Origin of the sequence: Microcoleus anatoxicus (assembly GCF_042465725.1) — a bacterium.
Taxonomy (GTDB): domain Bacteria; phylum Cyanobacteriota; class Cyanobacteriia; order Cyanobacteriales; family Microcoleaceae; genus Microcoleus; species Microcoleus anatoxicus.
The window spans coordinates 5,940,985-5,963,282 of the sequence record NZ_CP120853.1; the positions used below are offsets into that span (position 1 = coordinate 5,940,985).

A 22,298-nucleotide genomic window follows, 5' to 3' on the forward strand; every position below is an offset into this window, starting at 1 on the left:
CAACTCCAACTCCGACAAGTCCAACTCCAACAAGTCCAACTCCGACAAGTCCAACTCCGACAAGTCCAACTCCGACAAGTCCAACTCCAACAACTCCAACTCCGACAACTCCAACTCCAACAACTCCAACTCCAACAACTCCAACTCCAACAACTCCAACTCCGACAACTCCAACTCCCACAACTCCAACTCCCACAACTCCAACTCCCACAACTCCAACTCCGACAAGTCCAACTCCGACAAGTCCAACTCCGACAACTCCAACTCCCACAACTCCAACTCCGACAACTCCAACTCCAACAACTCCAACTCCAACAACTCCAACTCCGACAACTCCAACTCCGACGACATCTCCAACTCCGACGACATCTCCAACTCCGACGACATCTCCAACTCCGACGACATCTCCAACTCCGACGACATCTCCAACTCCGACGACATCTCCAACTCCGACAACATCTCCAACTCCGACAACATCTCCAACTCCGACAACATCTCCAACTCCGACGACATCTCCAACTCCGACAACATCTCCAACTCCAACTCCGATTCCCACGGAAACTCCAACTCCGACTCCAACTCCCACGGGAGGGGATACGGAGACACCGCCCCTACAGACTCCAGAAGATCGCGATTGCATTTGCCAAGAGATTTCTCTGCCCCCTATTAGTTTAATTCCGGGCCCGAATAAGGTCGATCGCACTTTCAATGGGACTGACGGCGACGACTTCCTCACTGGCAGCAAGCTCAACGACTCCATCAACGGTGGGAATGGCAACGACATTCTCATCGGTAAAAAGGGCAACGATAATATTTATGGCGGAATGTTCAGCGATATGCTTCTTAGCCCGGATACAGACAATGATGTGCTTGATGGCGGCAAGGGCAATGATTACCTCAACGGCGATGGTGGCAACGATCTCATTTTCGGGGGTAGCGGCGATGATGTGGCGATCGGCGGCAAGGAAGATGACTTGATTTGGGGGGAGAAGGGCAATGACACATTGGTCGGATACAACGGTAACGACTGCTTATTTGGAGGCACTTTTGACCCATTTAACCCCGACTTGACAGGACGCGATTTGCTTTATGGTGGGGCAGGGCAAGACTTCCTGCATGGGGGAGATGGCGCTGACACTCTTTCTGGTGGTAAGGGCAATGACACCCTAGACGGTGGCAAGGGCAATGATGTACTTGTTGGTGATACAGGCGACGATCTATTGTTTGGCGATCGCGGTACTGATACCGTGTGTGGTGGCGCAGGGGACGATACTATTTTTGGAGAAAGTGCGATCGACCTTAACGGTGAAGCAGATTCCTTGTGCGGCGGGGAAGGCAACGATTTGATGTTTGGCAATGGCGGTGTTGACGAACTCTGCGGCGGTGATGGCAATGATAGTGTTTACGGTGGCAAAGGTGATGATTGTGTCGCTGGCGGGCTGGGCGATGACTGGCTGATTGGAGATTTCGGAAACGATACGTTGCAAGGGGGCAGTGGTGGGGATCGCTTTTTGTTGACCCCCGGACAAGGCAGCGATTTTATTACTGATTTTATCCCAGGTGAGGATGTGCTGATTTTAACAGGAGGTTTGACAGTCGATCGACTTAGTTTCATTCCACAAAAAAATGCAACTTTCATCACGATTGCCAATACTGGCGAACTGTTAGCTGTAGTAAATGGAGTGGCCGCAAGGGCGATCGGACCCCTGGACTTTAGCATAATTTAAGTAAATCGGTCGCCCCTAATTTCACACCAAATAAGCCTTAATAAACGCAGATAAAGCCCAATTATCTGCCTTTTTTAGTCCTATCTTTTCCGATGCAATTTGAATTATTTTTACCACAGAGAACGCAGAGGACACAGAGGGAGATAAGAGAGATGAATGCAGCTTGGTGCTACCCCATTTGATATCAAATCCTCTCTTCATCAGAATTATTAATCTCTCTCTGATCTTCCTTCGCGCCCTTTGCGCCTTCGCGGTTAAATCATTCCGATGCAATTTGAATTATTTTTACCACAGAGAACGCAGAGGACACAGAGGGAGATAAGAGAGATGAATTCAGCTTGGTGCTACCCCATTTGATATCAAATCCTCTCTTCATCAGAATTATTAATCTCTCTCTGATCTTCCTTCGCGCCCTTTGCGCCTTCGCGGTTAAATCATTCCGATACAACTGGAATTATTTTTACCACAGAGAACGCAGAGGACACAGAGGGAGATAAGAGAGATGAATGCAGGCCGATGCTACCGCCTTTGATATAAGTCCTGTCAATTATTTAAAATTATGCTTGACATAGCTGCTCAGTACAAGTAATATATTTAATCATATTTAATACTAATTTGGTATTTTATCTCAGTATTATTACGTAGAATAGTGAGACCAAAATCAATTTAGGTTGTACCAATTTAATGGGTCGTTGCACATATCTCGATCCCCCTCGCATCCCCCCCCCTACCCCCCCCAAGGGGGAAAAAAGGGGGACTTCAAGAAGCTTCCGGTCCCCCCCTTCTTAAGGGGGGCTAGGGGGGATCGAATTCTATGCAGCCTCATAAAAAGTTGGTATTGCCAGTCCTAGGGCGGCAGTGTTTGACAGATAAAACATCGTTTTTATTTGAAATTTAGGTGCATCTATATGGGACAGATAATTATCAACGAATTCCGCAGGGCTACAGGAGACATTACAGGTAACGAATATGTAGAGTTACTGTTAACAGAAAATTTAACGGCTAGTGTTCTTGAAAGCTATTTTGTGGGGGATTCAACTGTTCCCACAACAGCTAAATATTCAGCTTACCGATTTACTAATATGGCGAGTATTGCGCCTGTCTTTAAAGCAGGAACAATAATTGCTATTGGCGGTCCTTCGGCTAATCAAGAGATTGTTTACAATCCTCTACCGCTTGGCACAAATAATGATTGGAATATTACATTAAGTGCCGAAGGTGGATTTTTGACCAAGTTACTACCAGTCGGAAACTTTGATAGCGATTTAGCAGCTTCCGATGTTGTATATGTTGACAATACTACCCCTCTCACTACCACCAATACAGTAGATTCGATCGCCTGGAGGACATCAGGAACCCACGGAGAATTTGGCAATGCAGCTAAGGTGCAAATTGCAGCACCCAACAACGGTGGCATTGTCGAGTTTTCCAGTGCTTTGGGCGGAGTCAATAAAACTATAAATTATGCTGTCAACAGCCCCGGTTCCCTCGGTTTGCCCAATGGTGGAATTAACACTATTTATATTAACAACCTCCGTAATCCCCAGGCCAATAGCGCTCCAAATTTGGCAAATCCTAGTGTTAATCCATCATTCCAGATTAACGAAGATATAACTAACTCAGCTAACACAGGATTTAGTTTTGGTGGCTATCTTGCGGAGTTGGGTAGTGATGCTAATCAGGATATGTTAGGAGTCGCCGTTACGGGAGTTGAGAATATTAACGGCAATTGGCAATTCTCGACTAATGGCGGCAATACTTGGACAAATTTTGGTAATGTTTCTGAAAATTCAGCAACTGTTTTAGGAGCGAATGTTGTTTATAATGGCTTACTTGGTAACATTCCCCTTGCTCAAGGTTGGCTGAATTTTACTAATTTAAATGCTGCGACTCCTGGGGTTATTGCTTCGGAAATATTTAGCGGGAATGGAGTTAATTTAAATAGCACTGCTGCTAATAATATTTATGCGGGGTATACCAACAATCCTTTAAATCCTTCATTTCCGATCCTCGATCGCAATTCGGGCTTTAGTATATCTTTTAATCTGCAAATTCTTTCCGAATCGCGCACTAATCCCAATCGAGCTGGTTTTAGTATTATAGCGGTAACAAGCGATCGCAAAGCAATTGAAATCGGTTTTCAACAGCTATCTGCAACTTCTGGGAATATTTTTGCCCAGGGATACGGCATTACTCCTAATCCAGGGGGGCAAACTAATAGCTTATTTGTGGCTGCGGAAAATGTTGCTTACAACACTAATCTTGCTACTAATTATACTCTGAAAGTGCAAGGTGCAAATTACTTTCTTTATAATGATAGCGAGGTAATCCTAACCGGACCACTGCGAGATTATACTGCATTTAGCGGTCCGATCGATCCTTACGAAACTCCGAATTTTATATTTCTAGGAGACGATACTACTGAGGCCAAAGCTAATATTAACCTGACGCGGGTTTCGGTGCAAACACCTGGGAAAGTGCGTTTTTTACCCAACCCAGATTATTATACTACGTCTGGTAACGAGCCAAAAATTACTTTTGGCGCGTGGGATGGAAGTAACGGAATTGCTAGCGGTACAACGGGTGTCAATGTTTCTGTCACTGGGGGAAAAACACCGTTTAGCACTAATGCCATAACATCTACAATTACTGTTCATCCAGTTAACGATGCGCCGTCGTTTGTCAAAGGGTTCGATCGCACCGTAAATCGAAATGCAGGCCCGCAAAGCGTTACTGGATGGGCTACAGCGATTTCCGCAGGGCCAGCCAACGAGTCGGGACAAAGCCTCAACTTTCAAGTGGTGGGGAATGACAATACAGGTTTATTTAGTGTAGCACCTGCGATCGACTCTTTAGGACAACTAACGTTTACGCCCGCCCCAGGTAAAACTGGTAGTGCTACGATTACTATAAATCTCAAAGACAGCGGCGGTATTGATAACGGTGGCGTGGATACTTCGCCCAATCAAACTTTCAATATCAACGTCAATAATACAGGTACATTTAACTTTAGTCAAGCCGATTATACAGTTAATGAAAACGGTAATTTGGCGACAATTACTGTGACTCGCACTGATGAAACAAATGCAGTAGCTAGTATCGATTATAACACAAGTAATGGCTCGGCGAATGCTGGCAGCGATTATACCGCAACATCGGGTACTTTGAATTTTGCGATCGGCGAAACCAGTAAATCTTTCACTATTGAAATTATTGATGACACCTTAGTAGAAGGAAATGAAACTGTTAATTTAAGATTAATTTCTCCTACTAATGGGGCTGATTTGGGGGCTATTTCTACGGCTGTTTTGACTATTTTAGATACGACTCCAATTCCAACTCCCACACCTGCGGAAACTCCAACTCCAATTCCGACTCCGATTCCAACTCCCACACCTGCGGAAACTCCGACTCCGATTCCAACTCCCACACCTGCGGAAACTCCAACTCCAATTCCGATTCCGATTCCGACTCCCACACCTGCGGAAACTCCGACACCGATTCCAACTCCGACTCCGATTCCGATTCCGACTCCCACACCTGCGGAAACTCCGACTCCAACTCCTGCGGAAACTCCGATTCCGATTCCGACTCCGACACCTGCGGAAACTCCGACACCGATTCCGACTCCGACTCCGATTCCGATTCCGACTCCGATTCCGATTCCGACTCCGACACCTGCGGAAACTCCGACTCCGACACCTGCGGAAACTCCGATTCCGATTCCGACTCCGACACCTGCGGAAACTCCGACACCGATTCCGACTCCAACTCCTGCGGAAACTCCGACACCGATTCCGACTCCAACTCCTGCGGAAACTCCGACTCCGATTCCGACTCCGACACCTGCGGAAACTCCGACACCGATTCCGACTCCGACACCTGCGGAAACTCCGACACCGATTCCGACTCCGACACCTGCGGAAACTCCGACTCCGACTCCAACTCCTGCGGAAACTCCGACTCCCACACCCACACCTGCGGAAACTCCGACTCCCACACCCACACCTGCGGAAACTCCGACTCCAACTCCCACACCCACACCTGCGGAAACTCCGACTCCAATTCCAACTCCGACTCCGATTCCGACTCCAACTCCTGCGGAAACTCCGACTCCGATTCCGACTCCAATTTCAACACCTGCGGAAATTCCCACATCAGGTGAAAATTCGACTCAGATTCCGACTCCGACACCTGCGGAAACTCCGATTCCACAGAAAATTGTCATTCCAACGGTGACTATAATTCTGGCTGAAAATTTGACTCAGATTCCGACTGCGATTTCAGTGGGGATGGGCACCCACCATCCAACGCCCCTCCAACCAGGGGAAATGCTGACTGATTTTGATGGGGGAAATATCGATACTTTTTCGGAAAACTGCTTTTGCGATCGCACTATTTTACCAGATATCCCGTCCCTTCTTCACCCAAATATTACTCAACATACTTTCAGCCCTACTGAGGATAAAGATACCTTAACCGGAACTAATTTTAATGACATTATCAATGGTTTTAAGGGTAGCGACTTACTCATTGGATTGCAAGGTGGCGACTATATCTATGGGGGATTTCCTAGTAACATTTCTGTCGCCCCGGATACAGACAGCGACACCCTATTTGGTAACGAAAATAATGATTATATCATCGGTCATGTTGGCGATGATATTATTTATTCAGGTAAGGATCGTGATTTGGCGATCGGTGGCAAAGATCATGACTTAATGTGGGGCGATAAGGGCAATGATAGTCTAGTGGGTGGTGAAGGTGCTGATAGTCTATTTGGCGGCACTTCTAACTCGTCTGATGGCGATTTAACGGGACGAGATTTGCTATTTGGCGATCGCGATCGAGATTTTCTCCATGGACAAGAAGGCGAAGATACTCTGTCTGGTGGCGAATATCATGATACCTTACACGGTGGCAAAAATAACGATTTAATCTTCGGCAATACCGGCAATGATTTACTATTAGGAGATTTAGGCAATGACAGCATCTGTGGTGGCCCAGGAGACGATACAATTGTGGGAGATATGGATAATATTGCCACAGATGCTAGCGGTCAAAAAGATTACCTCTGTGGCGGTAATGACAATGATTTAATTTTTGGCAATGACGATACCGATAAATTGTGCGGAGGTGAAGGAAATGATACTCTTGATGGCGGCAAAGGTGACGATACTTTGATTGGTGGCTTAGGTGATGACTGGCTAATGGGAGATTTAGGCGATGATACGTTGCAAGGTGGAAATGGACGCGATTACTTTGTGTTAACTGCGCCTGAAGGCAGTGATGTAATTACTGATTTCACCCTAGGTGAAGATGTACTTGTTTTAACAGAAAACTTGACAGTCGATCGACTCCGCATCATCCCAGAAAACAATGCCACTTTCATCACCATAGCCTCCAGCGATCGACTTTTAGCTACACTCAAAGGAGTACAAACAAATGCGAAGGCGATCGACATTCTCTTCCACCCACTTACCTGATACCAAACCCGGCTGAAATACCCATCATATAAAATCCTCTCTTCTCTTCCTTCGCGTACTTCGCGCCTTCGCGGTTAAATCATTCCGATACAACCGGAATTGATATCAACAATTCTCTTCATAATTTCCTCAGAATTGAGAGTTAGTCTCAAGACAGAACGATCGCCCGATTCACTCGATCGAGAAAATATCCCCTTGAGAGGAAACTAAACTATCCCGTGTTACTTTTCCCCCCAGGGCTAAAGCCACTGGGTTTCCAAGCTCCTGCGAGGTTATTATGAAAACAGATTACCTGATCGTCGGCAGTGGTTTATCCGCACTGGTTTTTGGGGCCTTGATGGCAAATTCTGGCAAAACCGTGCACATCCTCGAAGCCCATGAACATCCGGGGGGCTTTGGTCATACCTTTACAATGGCAAAAAAATATACGTTTAATGCCCAATTTCACTACGTTTGGGATTGCGGTGAAGGACACACTGTCAATCGCGTACTCAAAAAGCTAGGTTTGGATCGAGATGTCACCTTTGAGCGTTACGATCCCAATGGCTTCGATCGCATGAAAATGCCTGGATATTCCCTGGATATTCCTTCAGAATCAGCAGAATTGATCCGCAGATTGTCCCTGTTGTTTCCTGAAGATGCCAGTCGAATTTCCCAATTTATCAACGAAGTTGAAAAGACTGCCGCAGGCTTAAAAAAACTAGCTCCTCCCATCAAGCCAGTGGAATTAGTCAAACATTTCAGTGAGGTATTTTGTGCCATCCAATATCTCAATAGTACACTTCAGGATGTTTTCGATAAATTCAAACTTCCACAAGCAGCCCAAACCTTACTAGCCTTGCAATGGCCAGATTTTCTACTGCCACCAAATCAACTTTCTTTCTATGCGTGGATTGCCTTATTTAGAGGCTATCAAGAAGGTGCATTTTACCCAACCCAACATTTTGAGGATGTCATCAATTCCTTAGTTAAAGTCATTGAATCCCACGGCGGCAAGGTGCAGCTAAATCATGAAGTCATCAATTTTAGACTCACCAACCGAACTGTTACCGGAGTGCAAGCAATGGATTTGACCTCCCATCAAACTCATGAATTCACCGGATACACGGTGATTTGCAACCTCGATCCGAAAAAAGCAGCCAAAATGATTGGTGAGGAAATGTTCTCTAAAACAGTAAGGCGGAAACTGAATTATGAGTATTCTGCATCTAACTACATGGTCTACTGTGTTGTCAAAGATATCGATCTCCGAGACTATGGATTTGGCAAGTGGAATACCTTTCATTCTGGGCATCAAGATTTGAATGAAGCATTTGCTCAAATGTATGAGCAAAATGATTTTTCTAATCCCAGCTTTGCCATCACAACTCCAACTTTATTGACCCAAGCGCGGAGAGATTGTCCCGAAGATTGTCAAATAGTTGAATTTCTGACTGTTGCTAATTACAGTTATTTTAAGCAACTATGGGATAGCGATCGCAAAGCTTATCGAAACAAGAAAAAAGAAATTTTGGATTCAATTTTAGACGTAGTTGAGAAACACTACGTTCCGAATTTCCGCAAACACATGGTCTTTCATATTACAGGAAGTCCCACCACTAACGAGCGCTTCTGCTGGTGTCCTAATGGCAATTCCTATGGTTCTAGTCTAACGCCCCGTAACATGGGAGTCGATCGCCTAAATCACGAAACATCTCTCAACAATTTCTATTTCTGCAACGCCTCCTCCGGCTACCCAGGATTTGCGCCGACATTTTGGACAGGAGCACTTTTGTATCAACGTTTATCAGGCGATCCAATTTTAGGCTAGGAGGAATTCTCTAATAAAAAACACGAGGCAGAGCCTCTAGCAATGCGTTCCCAGGTAGAACCTGGGAACGATAATTTATTCCATTTTCCATCTTCCATATTCTTTCCCCCCTTGGGGGGGGTAGGGGGGGGTTCTTCTTCCATCTTCTTTCCCCCCTTGGGGGGGGTAGGGGGGGGTTCTTCTTCCATATTCTTTCCCCCCTTGGGGGGGGTAGGGGGGGTTCTTCTTCCATATTCTTTCCCCCCTTGGGGGGGGTAGGGGGGGGTTCTTCTTCCATATTCTTTCCCCCCTTGGGGGGGGTAGGGGGGGGTTCTTCTTCCATCTTCTTTCCCCCCTTGGGGGGCAGGGGGGGTTCTTCTTCCATCTTCTTTCCCCCCTTGGGGGGGTAGGGGGGGGTTCTTCTTCCATCTTCCATCTTCCATCTTCCATCTTCCATTTTCCATCTTCCATCTTCCATCTTCCTTCTATCAATTTTGGGGAGAACCATGAGAATTGCAATTGTTGGAGGCGGAGCTAGTGGAATGGCCACAGCCTACTGGCTCGATAAACAGAAGCATGATGTTACAGTGTTTGAAAAACAGCCAATTTTAGGCGGACATATTCGGACACTAAACAAAAACGTTGTGCCCGATCAATCTGAGTGTAAAGAGATATTAGAAAATGGGGTACTAGAATTTCCGACAGTGTTTTATAATTTTGCTACTCTCATGGAAGAGCTAGGAGTAGAATTAGAGCCTGTGGAAATAGGTTCCTCGCTATTTTTTAAAGACGGTCGCCACTTTTTATCAGGAGTCGCCATTCAGAAAAACTTCACGGGAATTCAACGCCTGATTGAATATTTACAACTCGATGCTCTCTATGCTCGTTCTGCTGGATTCATCCTGAAAATGCGATTTTCTCAAACGCATGATTTCTACGATATGCCACTGTGTCAACCTTTACATAGCTCCTGTGTACGCAATACTTGGCTCAAGTTACTAACCATGTATAGCTACTCGATACCTTTTGAAATCATCAACAATTTTCCAGCAGAATTGGCGATTCCCATGCTACGGGAATATGCGTCGGTTAACTGGGTAAGGATTAAAGGTGGCGTGTATTCTTACATTGAAAAAATTATCGAGTGCTTTGGGGGTAAAATTTTGGTGAATGTGGAAATTGAGAGTATTTGTAGAGGCGCTGATGGTGTAAAAATTGTGCTGTCTACTGGGGAGATTCAGGAGTTTGATAAGGTTGTGTTTGCAACACCTCCCGATCGCGTAATGAAGCTGTTGTCTGACCCCACGGAGGCGGAAACTAAGCGGTTTTCGGCATGGCAAGCCAATTATGCGACTACTTTGCTGCATTCGGATACTTCCATGTACGATCGCTACGGTATTCGCAAGTTATCAGAATTTGATTTTTTTGAAACAGACAAAGGATGGGGCTATAATGCGAGTTTAAATCAGCTTTGTGGCATCTCATCTTCGCGGCGATATAGTTTAGCTTTTCACATGGATGAATTGATTGCAAAAGAGCAGATTATTCACATTCAGAAACATCACACGCCTTTATATACAGTGGAATCTTTCCGATATCGAAATGAAATTATCGAGACTAATGGAGAGAATCATACTTATCATGGGGGGGCTTATTTGGGTGATGGTTTGCATGAAGGAGCGATTACGTCTGCTTTGCGAGTTGCTAAATTAATCGGGTGAGCTCAATCTACCTCTCCCATAATCATTGTGGAACAGGCATCCTGCCTGTTCTTGACTGTCTTTTTAGGAGATGTCTAATAGACATCTCCCAAAATTATTGTGGGGAGTAGGGGTTATACCATTTTCATAAAGTCCTACTACAGATGTAGTTCAAAGCCCCCCTTTAGTAAGGGGGGGTTGGGGGGGTAGATATTAGACATCCTGCTTCCCCTTGATGCAAAGGCTATAATAAACAGCCCAAATAGCCATGGGACGCAAATAGTGACAGGCCCGAAAAGTCCCCGTTGCTGTAATCGCTTCCGGCGTGCGAAACTGCAACCCATGGTCATAAATTTGTCGCACCACCGTATCAGTCAACTTAAATGCCTTATCCTCCATTCCCATCTGCACCAAAAAAGCAGCTAGCCCAAAATTAATCCCCGTCCAAACTTCTAGAGGATGAGTCGCATTCGGATTTTCCGGTGCCCCATCGATCAGCAACCCATTGGCAGCCCCAAACTCACCATCTTTGAACTTCAGAAAGCAAGATTCGTAGACAGTTTCTAAAGCACTAATGGCACATTCTAGCGGGACAATATCCGGCAAACCTAACAGTTTTGCGTAAAATTGACCGCACAATTGATCTGTCATTACCACTGCGGAATTACTCTCACTATCCAAACGGTAATATTGACCGTTCCAGAGTTTTTCTTGATAGTTTGGTCTGGCTTGTTCCAACCAACTGTGATATAATGCAATCTTTGCTTGAGGATTCGGAATTATTTCTGGCGCTCTATCTTCTAAGATTTCGCCGATCGCGATCGCACTTTCCAACGCAGCCAACCACAAACCCCCACAATAGGCACTTATCCCCCGCATTTGCCAGTCATCAAACGTCTGATCCGGTGCTCCCGAATTCTCAGGAATCCCATCACCATCCTCATCAAAGGTTTTCAGATAAGCCAAAGCCTCAACAATTGCAGGCCAACAATCTTGCAAAAACTCATAATCTGTGCTACCAGTCAACAGGAAATCCCGATAAACTTGCAACACAAAATCCGAAGGCAAATCCTTCCACAAATTGCAATCTTGATAGCTAGTATAGTTCGTTTTTTCCCAAGGATGCTCGTTGGGAGCACCCAAATCGTGAGGAGTCGCACCCACAGCTTTTCTAATAGCCGCAGCTTGATTCCAGCCCACAATTCTAGGTGTATCATCGCCTGTAGAAATTGCCCGCGCAAAAGCGATCGTTACCGATTTTTCTAATTCCGGCCACAACATCAATAAAGCAAAGGAACCGTAAAGACGCACGTCTAAACTTTCATACCAACGGTAATCAAGGCACTCCAAAACTCCAAATTGACCCTTGGGATCGCGTTCATCCGCCGCAGTCCAAAGAGTACCGCCGTCAGTGAGGATATACAACTCATTAAACAAAGCCATTTTGAAGCTATCAGTCAAATCTTCCCGTGACAAAATCGGTTTTTGCCAAGCTTCTATACTTTCGCGCCAAGTATCGGAATGCTTCATAGCAGTACGGATCATCGGCCAAGCATTTTTGCCATTGCGCCCAAAGAAATCTGTATAGCGGCGGTAATAACAAACTCCGGGTGCAAATTCAGTAATGGGGAAATCCCAGGCTAAAATAAATGGAATTTTGCGAGTTTTTCCTGGTCTAATTGTAAAGCGAACGGCGATCGCACAGGCCGATCTTTCTCCAGGGGCTGCGGGTGTCTCGTCTTTATCATCCAACAAGAAACCTTCCCCAGAAAAGTGTTGCCAAATCTCCTCCCCATTCCCCGCAGGATTCCAGCGAGTTTGATAGAATACTTCTACGGCTGGATTGGTGATAGTTGCGATCGCCCATTGTCCATCCCCTTCTTTTGGCTCATCATCAGCATTTAAGCGCGTCATGACACAGCCAATCCGGTGAAAATCTTCCACCAACAAATTCATATTTCCGCCACTTTCTCCCCATCGAGGCTGATACTCATAGGCGGGACTTCCATCATCCCTAACCTTAACGGGAACCCCTCCGTACCCCCCCTCAGTCAGGGGAGGCTGGGGGGGTATAGCATTAGTAAACCAGCCAACAATATTCTCCCAAGTTAACATGATGCTGAGAGTAATTGGCGCATCTGTAGGATTGTGTGCCACCCATTCAAACATGGCAAGTGGGTAACTGCTTTCTTGATAGTTATCAGGCAAAATTGGCGAAAATTGTTCGCAGCTTAATTCAGCCTGAAATACATTTTCATAAACAAACCAACTCCGGGGATACAAAGCATGATAAGTCCCCGAAGATTGAAATTCTTCCCCTCTTCCTTCTTCCTCTTCCCTCTTATTTTCCCCCCTTGGGGGGGGTAGGGGGGGGTTATTCTTCCTTGGGGGGGGTAGGGGGGGGTTGACTTCTTCCTTCTTCCTTCTTCCTTCGGATGGATACCATTTCCAACTAGATAAACTGCCATCGGTAGGTGGTTCAGTACACAGTGAATAAGCTTGTTTCTTGCCACCAGATTCTTCAAAAACGCTGAACTGACAAGCCGGCAAACTATTAAAAATATGTTCGCCACCATCGATGTGCCACAGGTTGAAGTCTCCACGGGGCGATCGCCCGATGCAGCCTGCACCGAAGCCACCCAAGGGCATTCCGTGCCAAGGGCCGTCGTCGAGATTGCTGGCGTAGCGGACTGTGTAGGGCTTATCCCAACCGAGGCCAATGGCGCGTTTCCAGGCGTGTGGGGGGATGTTTGGAGTAGATGTGCGATCGTTCATGATTGATTTGTATGGGGAAAGGCGATCGGTGAAATTCCGGCAGAACCTTAATAGTATATGTAGGACTTACGCAAAAAACCCAGTTTCTGATTTAGATTTCAGATATCGAGCAGGTGCGTCGCCATCAGTCATCTACTTGGAAACCCGAAAAATCTGATAGCGACGCACCCTACAAGAACTCTCGTTACCGACAATATATCATCTCAGCTTAGATTGACAAACTCCGCAGGTATCGTTTAACATTTAATTAGATGCTAATTTCATGTCATCATTATGATTAACCTTTCAAGAGACATACATTCTCTCACCGAGTTCAAACGTAATACGACTGAGTTTGTGCAGCGGCTCAAACAAACAAAACATCCTTTAGTTCTAACTGTCAACGGGAAAGCAGAGTTAGTTATTCAGGATGCTGAATCCTATCAGAAACTTTTAGATGCGGTTGAGTTATTAGAGACTTTAAAGGGAATTAAGCTGGGTTTGGCACAAATGGATCGAGGGGAAGGAAAAAAAGCGGAGGATTTTTTCAATCAACTGTTTGATAAGCTAGACAGTTAGCCATGAATCAGAAATATCAAGTCATTATCCAACCCGCCGCGCAAAAAGCAATCGAGGAAGCCTATTTTTGGTTGAGTAATCATTCTTCTCTGAAGGCTAGAACTTGGTTAGAAGGATTGTATAAAGCTACCTTATCGCTAGAAAATATGCCTTCTCGTTGTTCTTTCGCCTTTGAGAATAGTTTTTTTGATGAAGAAATACGACAACTGGTTTACGGTAAGGGACGAAATGCGTATCGGATTCTGTTTACGATTGTTGATGATAGCGTTCAGATTATTTTTGTGCGACACGCTGCTCAAAAACCGATGATAGGTGAATCAGATGAGGAAGGTAATAGCTGATGAAGGAAAATATCTGGATTAACATTTTACAAGTAAATAAATTGATGCGATCGCCTGATGAAGTTACATCTTTTGAAAAAGCTTTAGCCTCACTTGCCGATCGTCCTCAAAATGAAAATTTGCCAGATTTACATCTGATTTTAGACGATCGCTGTGAACAGCCAGAAGTCATGTTTGGTTTGATTCATTTTCTAGAATCTTTTGATGTGTCAGCCCAGATTCAAGCCTTTGTGACAGTTGTACCGCAATTAATGCTCGTTGCTTCGGAATGGACGAGAATCCTTCACAGCCGTATTTTAAATGATGGTGATGCTTGTCGTTTGTATCGAGATATTTTGCATTCATCGAACTCCCAAAAACCTAATTTTGTTCGTCAATTGCTCGAAGAAAGCGCTAGTTACCATTTAAACAAGCGGGAGCCAAAATTAGAGTTAGCTAGGTAAGGACGTTTTTAGGCAATAGCAAAATCTGTCAAATGGCGATCGTCTGGATGGTGAAAAGCTAGCACTATATCACTTTGAGAAACTCCTTCCTTTAACAGTTCGTTGGCGATTCCTTCTTCTGTCCAATCTTCTTCTATCCAAATTTTATTATTTTTAATCTGGATGTGAACTGTAATTCCTCTGATTCTTTTATTTTCTTTCCATCCTACCTGAAACCAAAGATATTGATCGTGTTTTTCGTCAAAGGCTAGAAGCATCTCTGTGTTGGCTGTGGTTTTGTGGGAAATTAGGCGATCGTACTCGGTCAAAATCTTTTTGATTAGAGTGCGATAGTTCTCTATTTTATCCATTGGCTAATTACCTCCGATTGAATTTTCACAACTATAATTAAAATTTGATTTTGATTGACAATAAATTGAGTGGCATTCTGCCGGAAAAAGTTATTATAAATGCGATCGCTAACAGCTAGATATAATTCTCGTTCTGGATCTGTTACAGAAATTAGATTGCGGTAGAGAATGTATTGACCCAAAGCATTTTCTAATTCTCGAACGAATGAGGGACGGAGAAAAGTTTTAATCTCAACTGCTATTTTTTGACTTCCTCGCTCGGCGGCTAGAGATCGATCGGCTGCTAGATCGACAAATACTTTAAACTCTTCGTATTCAACTGTATAAGGGTCGGCTGTAATTGTCCAACCTTCTTTGATGAGCGCTTGCTTGACAGCATCGTGGTATAGATCCTTGGCAGGCATATTCCGTTTGGGCGATCGAGCTTCACTATCGATTATACAGGATTTACGTAAAATATCTGCTGTATTCACAAATTTACTTTTTTGTCAAGACTGGTAGAAGTAGAAATTTTGCGATCGGGCTGAGAAGCCCAACTTCGTCAGAAATCGCATCTACAACTGCTGCAATAACTATCGTTTCTTATGCACAAACTCTATCTGTAGAGTGCCACCTAACAACATTGCCACTACCAATAGTGTTGTCAGACATTTTTTTCGTAATTCCTGAAACTCAGAAAAAATAATGTGTAAATAATTGGCAATTTTTTATGTTTGATGTTTATAATGGTTTTAGTTGGCTAAAATTAAATCATCAGGTAACTACATCTACCACAAACACTTAATCCCTGCTCTTCTGACAGCAAGGATGAATGCTATAGGCATATCAAAGTCTGAACAACTTGCAAATAATACAGACTTTGATAAAAGATTATTGCATCTATCTAACTAAAAACCTCATTTCATTAACTGTACTAAAGTACCAAAAGGAAAAATCATGAAGTCTACTGCTTTACGCTTTATCGTAACTGTGGGAATGATCTCTGGTATCGCTTTTGCTATGTCCCCAGCAGAAGTCAATGCTCAAACGACCAGCCGAAGAGTTTGCGTTAGGCGCAATTCGTCTGGACGCTGTGTGCAAACGAAAATTGTTCGAGTACAACAACCAGCACAGCAACCAATACAGTCAAGAAGTTCGTCTTCATCGGATAACAGCAACAGGAACAGGTAATTTATCTGTTTTTCTCTATCTATTACTGCTTTTTATTGTTATAGATTGAGAAATAATATCAATTCCGGTTGCACCGGAATTGATATAACTTAGAAATAAATGAGTCATTTTTCATAATGACTCATTTATTCATTACAAGTATTTAGTATTGCTGTTGTATGAGTTTTTTATGGATTAGCAAGTCTTGAAATAGGGGCTTATTGAAGTACAACTATTAGTATTTCTAAAATAAGTAATCTTTTAACGGGATATATTAATAATTACACTTAATGCTCCCAAATTGTCTGTCAATACTGTGGTATCATTGATTGAAAGATGAAGACAACCATCTTCTTTGGCAACTTGCGTGTATTTTGAACCTATTTTAAATGGTTTACCATTATTAAAATTCCCGATCAAAGTACCAACTTTAGTTGTAGGTACAGACCAATTATTTCTAATTTCTTCTTTATCAACTGTATCTAGACCATCAGCTCCATAAAATGGTTGATATGATGTACCGTCTGATCGATCATAGAATCCGTTAGTCCACTTCCCTTTGGCGATAATATTTAAAGTTGAGCCTTTTTTTAAGCAAATACTGGTTTTTGTCCATCCCTGATCAGCTACTACATCTATAGATTGCCATTGTTTATTTTTGATGTTAGGAATTAATGCGGTATACTTAGCTATCCTCCAATTCAGAGCAGATTGTAATTGTTCTTGAGTCAAATCTTTAGCATTACTTAAGTTTGCATTGGCAATGTTAGCACCTCCTATTTTTGCATCACCGAGATAAGTATTTGTAAGATCGGCATTTGCCAAATTTGCACCTTCTATGTTTGCATTACCAATGTCAGAATCGCTGAGAATAGCTTGTTTGAAATTAGTTCCTTTAAGATTAGCACGTCTGAGGTTGGTATTTGGGAGTTTGACATTACTGAGGTCAGCATCGCTTAAATCGGCATTGCTTAAATCAGCATTGCTTAAATCAGCATTATTTAATTTTGCATTATTGAGTTTTGCAGTTCCAAGATAGGCATCAGTGAAAGTTGTATCCACCAGATTAGCAGAATTTAATTTGACACCACCAAGATCTGCTTCACCTAAGAAAGCCTCTCTAAGGTTAGCATTTCTCAAATCAGCATTTCTCAGGATAGCACCCTGAAAGTTAACAGCACTAAGATTGGCGTTTTTCAGGTTTATCCCAGTGAGATCATATTCGACAAAATCCCGATTTGCTAAACTTTCACCAGCTTGCACTAACTGCTCAAGTGCTTGGTTTCTTGCCAGACTATTTTTCTGCGTTCGAGCAGCTTCGACAGTAGCCCAAAGTTGGGTGATTTTAATGTTTTTATAAACAAAAAATCCTACTAACCCGATGATTATAACGGGAGCAATAAAACCAATGCCAATTCGTCTTATTGTATATTTAACACTTTCTTGAATAAATTCTGTCGCTAAATTAGAAAGAGTTGAATTTACCGATTGTTGCCTTTGAAAATATCTCGCATCTTGTAACATTTTCCCCTGCAAATACCCTCCGGTCTTTCCCGTATCTCGCCACTTCTTAGCAGCATATTCAATATCATACTTTCTCAAAAGAACATCTCGATATTTATTCAACCAACCAACTAATAACTCCCATTCTCTAATCAACGCCTCATGGACAACCTCCACGGTTTGTTCCCCAGTATTCTCATTCCGTCCAGTTACTAACAGCGGTAGCTTTTTCTCCTTCTCTGGTATGTTTGGGTCTACGCCAGCAAGTTTCTGTACTAACCGCCAATTATCTTCCCCGATTTCAGCGCGAGTCGCTAACTGTCGGGTATCTGTCGCCACGAAACTTGGCTGTATCTGTCTTTTCTGTTCCTCATCAACATCTCTTTTTTCCCCTGGACGTGCTAGCTGTACAAAGATTTGCTGTAATTGTTTTTTCTCTTCCTCATCCAGCTTGTAATAAATCTCATCTGCATGATTAGCTAATGCCTTTCTCACACCGCCAATCTTTTCGTATGTCTGATGAGTTAATATCCCTCCCCTATTCTCCGACCACAGTTGCGTGAGAGAGAATTCCAGCAATGATAAATTTCCTGGTTCTTGCTGCACGTCATCTAAAATGCGCTGTGTCAGTCCATCCTCCAATTCCACTATCTTTTTCTGGGTACTATTGTCAATTAACTCAATTGCCGATTTCATTTCCTCTCGGTTCATCGTCCCTAAAAATTTGTGACCGTCCGGCTGTAACGCAGCTTCCTTAAAGCGTGGATAATTTATAATGTAGTCGAGAAATTCATGTCGGATGGTCAAAACCAGTTTGAGATTAGAATTGAACTTAATTGCTTCCAAAAGTGCATCAACAAATTGTTCTTGCGTTTGCTTATCAACGGCATATAATTCCTCAAACTGGTCAATTATCAACAATAATCGCTTATTGCGATGTTCTTCTAGGATGTCTCTTACTTCCTGCCATAGTTTTCTATCCCCCTGAAACTGGTTAAACAATTTGGTGACTTTTTCTTTGCGTTCCTCTTTTTTCAGTTCTGGATAGGACGCAAGTACCAAAGCAGAAGCCAGCTCATAAAACGGCTGACTCTGCGGACGAAAAGACTCAATCAGCCAAGTTCCCTCTGCCCGCAACCGAGGAATGATCCCAGCAAGTACAACAGAAGATTTGCCACTTCCAGACGCACCAATTACAGGTACTAAAGAATGTTGTTTCACAGCATTCACTAACTGCTGTACAAACTCCTCCCGTCCAAAAAATAGGTCTTTATCTTCTTCTCGGAATGCTGATAAGCCCTGATACGGGCAATCTATTTTATCTTCATCACTCTTTTTTGTTTGATTTTTTTGAATCAAATATTTTATAAACTCTTCATCTTCCGGAGATAAATTTTGTTCACTATGAATAAAATATTCTAATAAAATAACTAATGCCAATTTTTCTTCCGAGCTTTCATTATCTTTGATAGGTCTAACTTTAGAAATCTCAGTAATCAGGTGATTAAAAAAACCATTAAAATCCCTTTGATCTGTACGAATCAAATTAAGAAAACTACTTAGAGGACTTGCTCCGATAAAATCAATGCGAGAGTCAGCAGTTTTCAGTTGTGAACTATTGGCTAAAATTTCCTTAAGCTTTCTTTGTTCTTCAGGCTTTAACAAGTTCATAGTTAGTCGCCATAATTAATTACTTTTGGTTTGTGATTTTCACAATTATTTTTCAGGAGATGGGAGAATTGGTTCAAATTGAGTTAGAAGTTCAGGAAGCTTATTTTGTACAACATCCCAGATTACATCAAAATCAACTTGGTCATATTTATGGATCAACATATCTCGCATTCCAGCTATCTCTCTCCAAGAAATTTCTGGATGTTGCTGACAAAAATCTTGAAATAGCCGTTTGGTTGCTTCGCCAATAATCGCAATCTGGTAGAGAATGGCTGATAATTTTTCATCATTCATTTCCAGTTCAACTCGACTTATATTTTCAGTGTAACGCAATATTCGTCTGGTGGCTCTTTCTATATCAATCAAGGATTCCTTATCGCGTGGCATAAATCACTTGTGCTGAATCTAAAATAATTTGACGACGTAACCAATTCTCGCTTTTTTCCAGGGCTTTCTTGATGATGAAATCTACTTCACGGGTAAACATTGCTTTTAACTCATCTTGCATTTCTAGAGTTTCAGTCAAACCCCGTTTAGCTTCTGGCGCAAAAGTCACTAACACATCAATATCACTATCAGGACGAAAATCCGATCGCAAAACCGAACCGAATACTGCAAATTCAATAATCTGCCAACGCTGACAAAACTCAATAATCGCTTTTTCTGAAACTCCGAACCGTCTCTCCAGAATATTTTTTGTATCCACCTGGGTAAGAACTTCTATAGTCATTGATTCAAACTCCTAAATTTTCTTGTATTCAAAAAGTGTTTCCAGCGATCGCAATTCTGCCTCTGTCTCATCATCAATTGGCGGTAAAGGGCGCTGCATGATGGAATAGAGCGATCGCCTTTCTCCTTTGCTTTGTAAACCGATCTCCCGCAAATAATCTTCGATTTTAAACACCATCGGTTTTCGATCGGATTTCGCCACATCAGGGCTGCGGTAAATCGCCGTTTTAATCGCAGGCAATAGCAATGTTTTTACTGGTTCATATTTCCCTGCACTAATGGCATCTTGTGCTTGGTCAACCAAATCTTTAATACTCGTCAAAGACTCCCAATCCTGAGCTGTTCGTTTTTCTAAGCGAAATAGCATATAGCTATAACCTTCTAGAGGTTTACCATCCTGGATAAAAACTTTCGTACTGCCAGGAGAACCAATCTTAAGACTGTCATTAACCACGCATATTTGAGATGTATTGATCTCACTATCTTCAGCCAAAATTGCTACAAAATAACCATCTTTTAGAGTATTACTGCCACCCCCATCCGCATCAGAGAAAGTCTGATGATAACCCAGTTCTAAACGTCTTTCTCCCAAATCGAATAAATCTTCAATTCCCCGATATACAGGGTCTGCTAAATCTATAACTTTTGATAGTTCTGGTACTGGCAATAGTTTGGAAAATCGCCCGATCGTCTCGATCAACTTACCAATGGGATCGCTAGCAGCAATACTAAACAATCCGGCTTGTAACTCCACTAAACCTTGATTGAAAGGAAACAGAGGAGTCAGCGGATAGTTGTATTGAATTACTCTGTCTAAATTGTCTTTTGCTAGTTCCTTCAGATTCCCCGGTGCAGCAATATAGGGAATAGTAACGGATTTCCCACCGCGATCGAAGCGCACCGCTGCATGAACTATCGGATATCGCTGCTTGAACCAATCGACATCTTTAGCAAGACTCATTTCTACTAGCCAAATGCGACAATAGGCCTCACCAGCCTGAATTGGAGTACCGCTGCTACCGACATCAACTCGATATTCTGGAAGAAACAGCGTTTTATATTTTTTTGCTTCACGATTAACACTTTCAGCAACGGACTGCCAAAGTTTCATTTGGTTTACTCCTAGCTAGAATTAAGCAAGATGCGGTGAAATTTTATCCCAGATAGCACGAATAGGAATTCCTCCCATTATACCAGATGGGAGAGTACGACCAATACCTGTATCACCCTGATGTATAGCAATTAATTCCCACTGACGGTTAAAAATAGGTGCGCCAGAGGAACCATTGTCAGTACGAAGGTTATGGTTAATATAATCTTCTCCTACTTGAACGATATGACCGATTTGGGCAATCTCGACAGGTTTACCGAGAGGATGATGGATCGTGCGAATTTCTTGACCGCTATCTAGCCTATCATTAATTTGATTTGTTGTCAGTTGTTGGGGTTGACCCTTGACTCTGACCAAAGCATGATCTGGACGGTTATGGTTGCTGACAAGATCGAAGTCTAGTTCAAATAAATATTTGTCTAACAAGAAGCTTCCAGATTTGGAATTAAAACGAACCCATGCTTCTTTGACTTGACTTTTAGTAAAAACATGATTGCAGGTGAGTAATAAATCTGGCTGAATTAAGACTCCAGTACCGATACCAGTTCCTTTTGGTGATTCAATTCTGCCTACGGCATGACGACGCGCTAAAGCTTTAAGTTTATCGTTGCCATCTTCCACCAACTTGCTAAATAAAGCAAAGTCTTCTTCAGGCAATTCATCTATTTCTAAGTGAGCGCGATCGCACAAATGTTGCAGTAAGTTAACCAGCGGATGATAATCAGCTTTTTGATATGAAAAAGAATATTTTTTGAGTTCTGCTACTAAACTATTAGCAAAAAGTGGAGCCTTATTATCAAATTTAATCTGGTTTAATAAAGCCTGATGAATGCCAGCATTATTCAACACATCTTGGCGATCGCTCGCAATAATAACCTGCTGTGACCAGCGAGTTAATGCTGCTATCAAAGGCGAAACATCTTTCTGTTCCAAAAATACGTCTGGATTCATTAAATTTTTCTCTAA

The 22,298-nt window shown here is 42.9% G+C and carries 16 protein-coding genes and 1 pseudogene; 8 read left to right on the forward strand and 9 right to left on the reverse strand.

The annotated features are described in order from the left end of the window. Positions 1 to 18: 18 nt before the first annotated feature. The 4 genes and pseudogenes from P2A85_RS25875 to P2A85_RS25890 form a co-directional block, all read left to right on the forward strand. Positions 19 to 675: pseudogene (locus tag P2A85_RS25875) on the forward strand (pentapeptide repeat-containing protein); the annotation flags it as partial. Continuing rightward, entirely contained in the window at positions 675 to 1,727 is a 1,053-nt protein-coding gene (locus P2A85_RS25880) for a calcium-binding protein (RefSeq protein ID WP_377481727.1), read from the forward strand. The pseudogene P2A85_RS25875 and the gene P2A85_RS25880, both read left to right, overlap by 1 nt. 908 nt (positions 1,728 to 2,635) lie before the next feature. Continuing rightward, on the forward strand, positions 2,636 to 7,213 hold the full coding sequence (locus P2A85_RS25885; protein WP_377476187.1) for a Calx-beta domain-containing protein: 4,578 nt from the start codon (positions 2,636 to 2,638) through the stop codon (positions 7,211 to 7,213). A 277-nt stretch (positions 7,214 to 7,490) separates the two neighbouring features. Beyond that, positions 7,491 to 9,023 carry a phytoene desaturase family protein gene (locus P2A85_RS25890; protein WP_377476188.1) on the forward strand — a complete coding sequence of 511 codons (1,533 nt, stop codon included), beginning with the start codon at positions 7,491 to 7,493 and terminating at the stop codon, positions 9,021 to 9,023. On the opposite strand, the gene P2A85_RS25895 is transcribed toward P2A85_RS25890, so the two are convergent. Further along, entirely contained in the window at positions 9,020 to 9,466 is a 447-nt protein-coding gene (locus P2A85_RS25895; RefSeq protein ID WP_377476189.1) for a hypothetical protein, read from the reverse strand. The genes P2A85_RS25890 and P2A85_RS25895 overlap by 4 nt on opposite strands. Before the next feature lie 42 nt (positions 9,467 to 9,508). Here P2A85_RS25895 and P2A85_RS25900 point away from each other — a divergent pair, with 42 nt between their 5' ends. Continuing rightward, a complete protein-coding gene (locus tag P2A85_RS25900; protein WP_377476190.1) occupies positions 9,509 to 10,723 on the forward strand; it encodes an FAD-dependent oxidoreductase in 1,215 nt (404 codons plus the stop codon). A 192-nt stretch (positions 10,724 to 10,915) separates the two neighbouring features. On the opposite strand, the gene P2A85_RS25905 is transcribed toward P2A85_RS25900, so the two are convergent. Beyond that, entirely contained in the window at positions 10,916 to 13,477 is a 2,562-nt protein-coding gene (locus P2A85_RS25905) for a GH116 family glycosyl hydrolase (RefSeq protein WP_377476191.1), read from the reverse strand. 273 nt (positions 13,478 to 13,750) lie between these two features. Between P2A85_RS25905 and P2A85_RS25910 the strand changes: the two genes are divergently transcribed. From P2A85_RS25910 to P2A85_RS25920, 3 genes are read left to right on the forward strand one after another with little or no spacing between them, the layout of a single operon-like run. Further along, complete coding sequence (locus P2A85_RS25910; RefSeq protein WP_377476192.1) at positions 13,751 to 14,035, forward strand: type II toxin-antitoxin system Phd/YefM family antitoxin; 285 nt, start codon at positions 13,751 to 13,753, stop codon at positions 14,033 to 14,035. A gap of 2 nt (positions 14,036 to 14,037) precedes the next feature. Further along, positions 14,038 to 14,376, forward strand: a complete 339-nt coding sequence (locus P2A85_RS25915) for a type II toxin-antitoxin system RelE/ParE family toxin (RefSeq protein ID WP_377476193.1) — start codon at positions 14,038 to 14,040, stop codon at positions 14,374 to 14,376. Further along, positions 14,376 to 14,819, forward strand: a complete 444-nt coding sequence (locus P2A85_RS25920; RefSeq protein ID WP_377476194.1) for an Imm30 family immunity protein — start codon at positions 14,376 to 14,378, stop codon at positions 14,817 to 14,819. Before P2A85_RS25915 ends, P2A85_RS25920 begins: the two co-directional genes overlap by 1 nt. An 8-nt stretch (positions 14,820 to 14,827) precedes the next feature. Here P2A85_RS25920 and P2A85_RS25925 read toward each other — a convergent pair whose 3' ends face one another. The 7 genes from P2A85_RS25925 to P2A85_RS25955 form a co-directional block, all read right to left on the reverse strand. After that, positions 14,828 to 15,169: a XisI protein gene (locus tag P2A85_RS25925; protein WP_377476195.1), complete on the reverse strand. Its 342-nt coding sequence runs from the start codon at positions 15,167 to 15,169 to the stop codon at positions 14,828 to 14,830. After that, positions 15,157 to 15,642: a XisH family protein gene (locus P2A85_RS25930; RefSeq protein ID WP_377476196.1), complete on the reverse strand. Its 486-nt coding sequence runs from the start codon at positions 15,640 to 15,642 to the stop codon at positions 15,157 to 15,159. Before P2A85_RS25930 ends, P2A85_RS25925 begins: the two co-directional genes overlap by 13 nt. A 937-nt stretch (positions 15,643 to 16,579) precedes the next feature. Further along, a complete protein-coding gene (locus tag P2A85_RS25935) occupies positions 16,580 to 19,492 on the reverse strand; it encodes a pentapeptide repeat-containing protein (RefSeq protein WP_377476197.1) in 2,913 nt (970 codons plus the stop codon). A gap of 45 nt (positions 19,493 to 19,537) precedes the next feature. Next, positions 19,538 to 19,879, reverse strand: a complete 342-nt coding sequence (locus P2A85_RS25940) for a DUF86 domain-containing protein (RefSeq protein WP_377476198.1) — start codon at positions 19,877 to 19,879, stop codon at positions 19,538 to 19,540. Continuing rightward, positions 19,866 to 20,222: a nucleotidyltransferase family protein gene (locus P2A85_RS25945; protein ID WP_377476199.1), complete on the reverse strand. Its 357-nt coding sequence runs from the start codon at positions 20,220 to 20,222 to the stop codon at positions 19,866 to 19,868. The genes P2A85_RS25940 and P2A85_RS25945 overlap by 14 nt, the downstream gene beginning before the upstream one ends. 12 nt (positions 20,223 to 20,234) lie before the next feature. Then, the gene (locus tag P2A85_RS25950; RefSeq protein ID WP_377476201.1) at positions 20,235 to 21,332 is read right to left on the reverse strand and encodes a hypothetical protein; all 1,098 of its coding nucleotides are present in this window, start codon (positions 21,330 to 21,332) and stop codon (positions 20,235 to 20,237) included. A gap of 21 nt (positions 21,333 to 21,353) precedes the next feature. After that, positions 21,354 to 22,283, reverse strand: a complete 930-nt coding sequence (locus P2A85_RS25955; protein WP_377476202.1) for a trypsin-like peptidase domain-containing protein — start codon at positions 22,281 to 22,283, stop codon at positions 21,354 to 21,356. Between the last annotated feature and the right edge of the window lie 15 nt (positions 22,284 to 22,298).

Excerpts from the sequence above, each read along its gene's own strand:
- P2A85_RS25885 (WP_377476187.1), top strand. The coding sequence starts at position 2,636 with ATGGGACAGATAATTATCAACGAATTCCGCAGGGCTACAGGAGACATT.
- P2A85_RS25940 (WP_377476198.1), bottom strand. The coding sequence starts at position 19,879 with ATGCCACGCGATAAGGAATCCTTGATTGATATAGAAAGAGCCACCAGA.
- P2A85_RS25905 (WP_377476191.1), bottom strand. The coding sequence starts at position 13,477 with ATGAACGATCGCACATCTACTCCAAACATCCCCCCACACGCCTGGAAA.
- P2A85_RS25910 (WP_377476192.1), top strand. The coding sequence starts at position 13,751 with ATGATTAACCTTTCAAGAGACATACATTCTCTCACCGAGTTCAAACGT.
- P2A85_RS25915 (WP_377476193.1), top strand. The coding sequence starts at position 14,038 with ATGAATCAGAAATATCAAGTCATTATCCAACCCGCCGCGCAAAAAGCA.
- P2A85_RS25925 (WP_377476195.1), bottom strand. The coding sequence starts at position 15,169 with ATGGATAAAATAGAGAACTATCGCACTCTAATCAAAAAGATTTTGACC.
- P2A85_RS25895 (WP_377476189.1), bottom strand. The coding sequence starts at position 9,466 with ATGGAAAATGGAAGATGGAAGATGGAAGATGGAAGATGGAAGAAGAAC.
- P2A85_RS25900 (WP_377476190.1), top strand. The coding sequence starts at position 9,509 with ATGAGAATTGCAATTGTTGGAGGCGGAGCTAGTGGAATGGCCACAGCC.
- P2A85_RS25950 (WP_377476201.1), bottom strand. The coding sequence starts at position 21,332 with ATGAAACTTTGGCAGTCCGTTGCTGAAAGTGTTAATCGTGAAGCAAAA.
- P2A85_RS25935 (WP_377476197.1), bottom strand. The coding sequence starts at position 19,492 with ATGAACTTGTTAAAGCCTGAAGAACAAAGAAAGCTTAAGGAAATTTTA.
- P2A85_RS25890 (WP_377476188.1), top strand. The coding sequence starts at position 7,491 with ATGAAAACAGATTACCTGATCGTCGGCAGTGGTTTATCCGCACTGGTT.
- P2A85_RS25920 (WP_377476194.1), top strand. The coding sequence starts at position 14,376 with ATGAAGGAAAATATCTGGATTAACATTTTACAAGTAAATAAATTGATG.
- P2A85_RS25955 (WP_377476202.1), bottom strand. The coding sequence starts at position 22,283 with ATGAATCCAGACGTATTTTTGGAACAGAAAGATGTTTCGCCTTTGATA.
- P2A85_RS25945 (WP_377476199.1), bottom strand. The coding sequence starts at position 20,222 with ATGACTATAGAAGTTCTTACCCAGGTGGATACAAAAAATATTCTGGAG.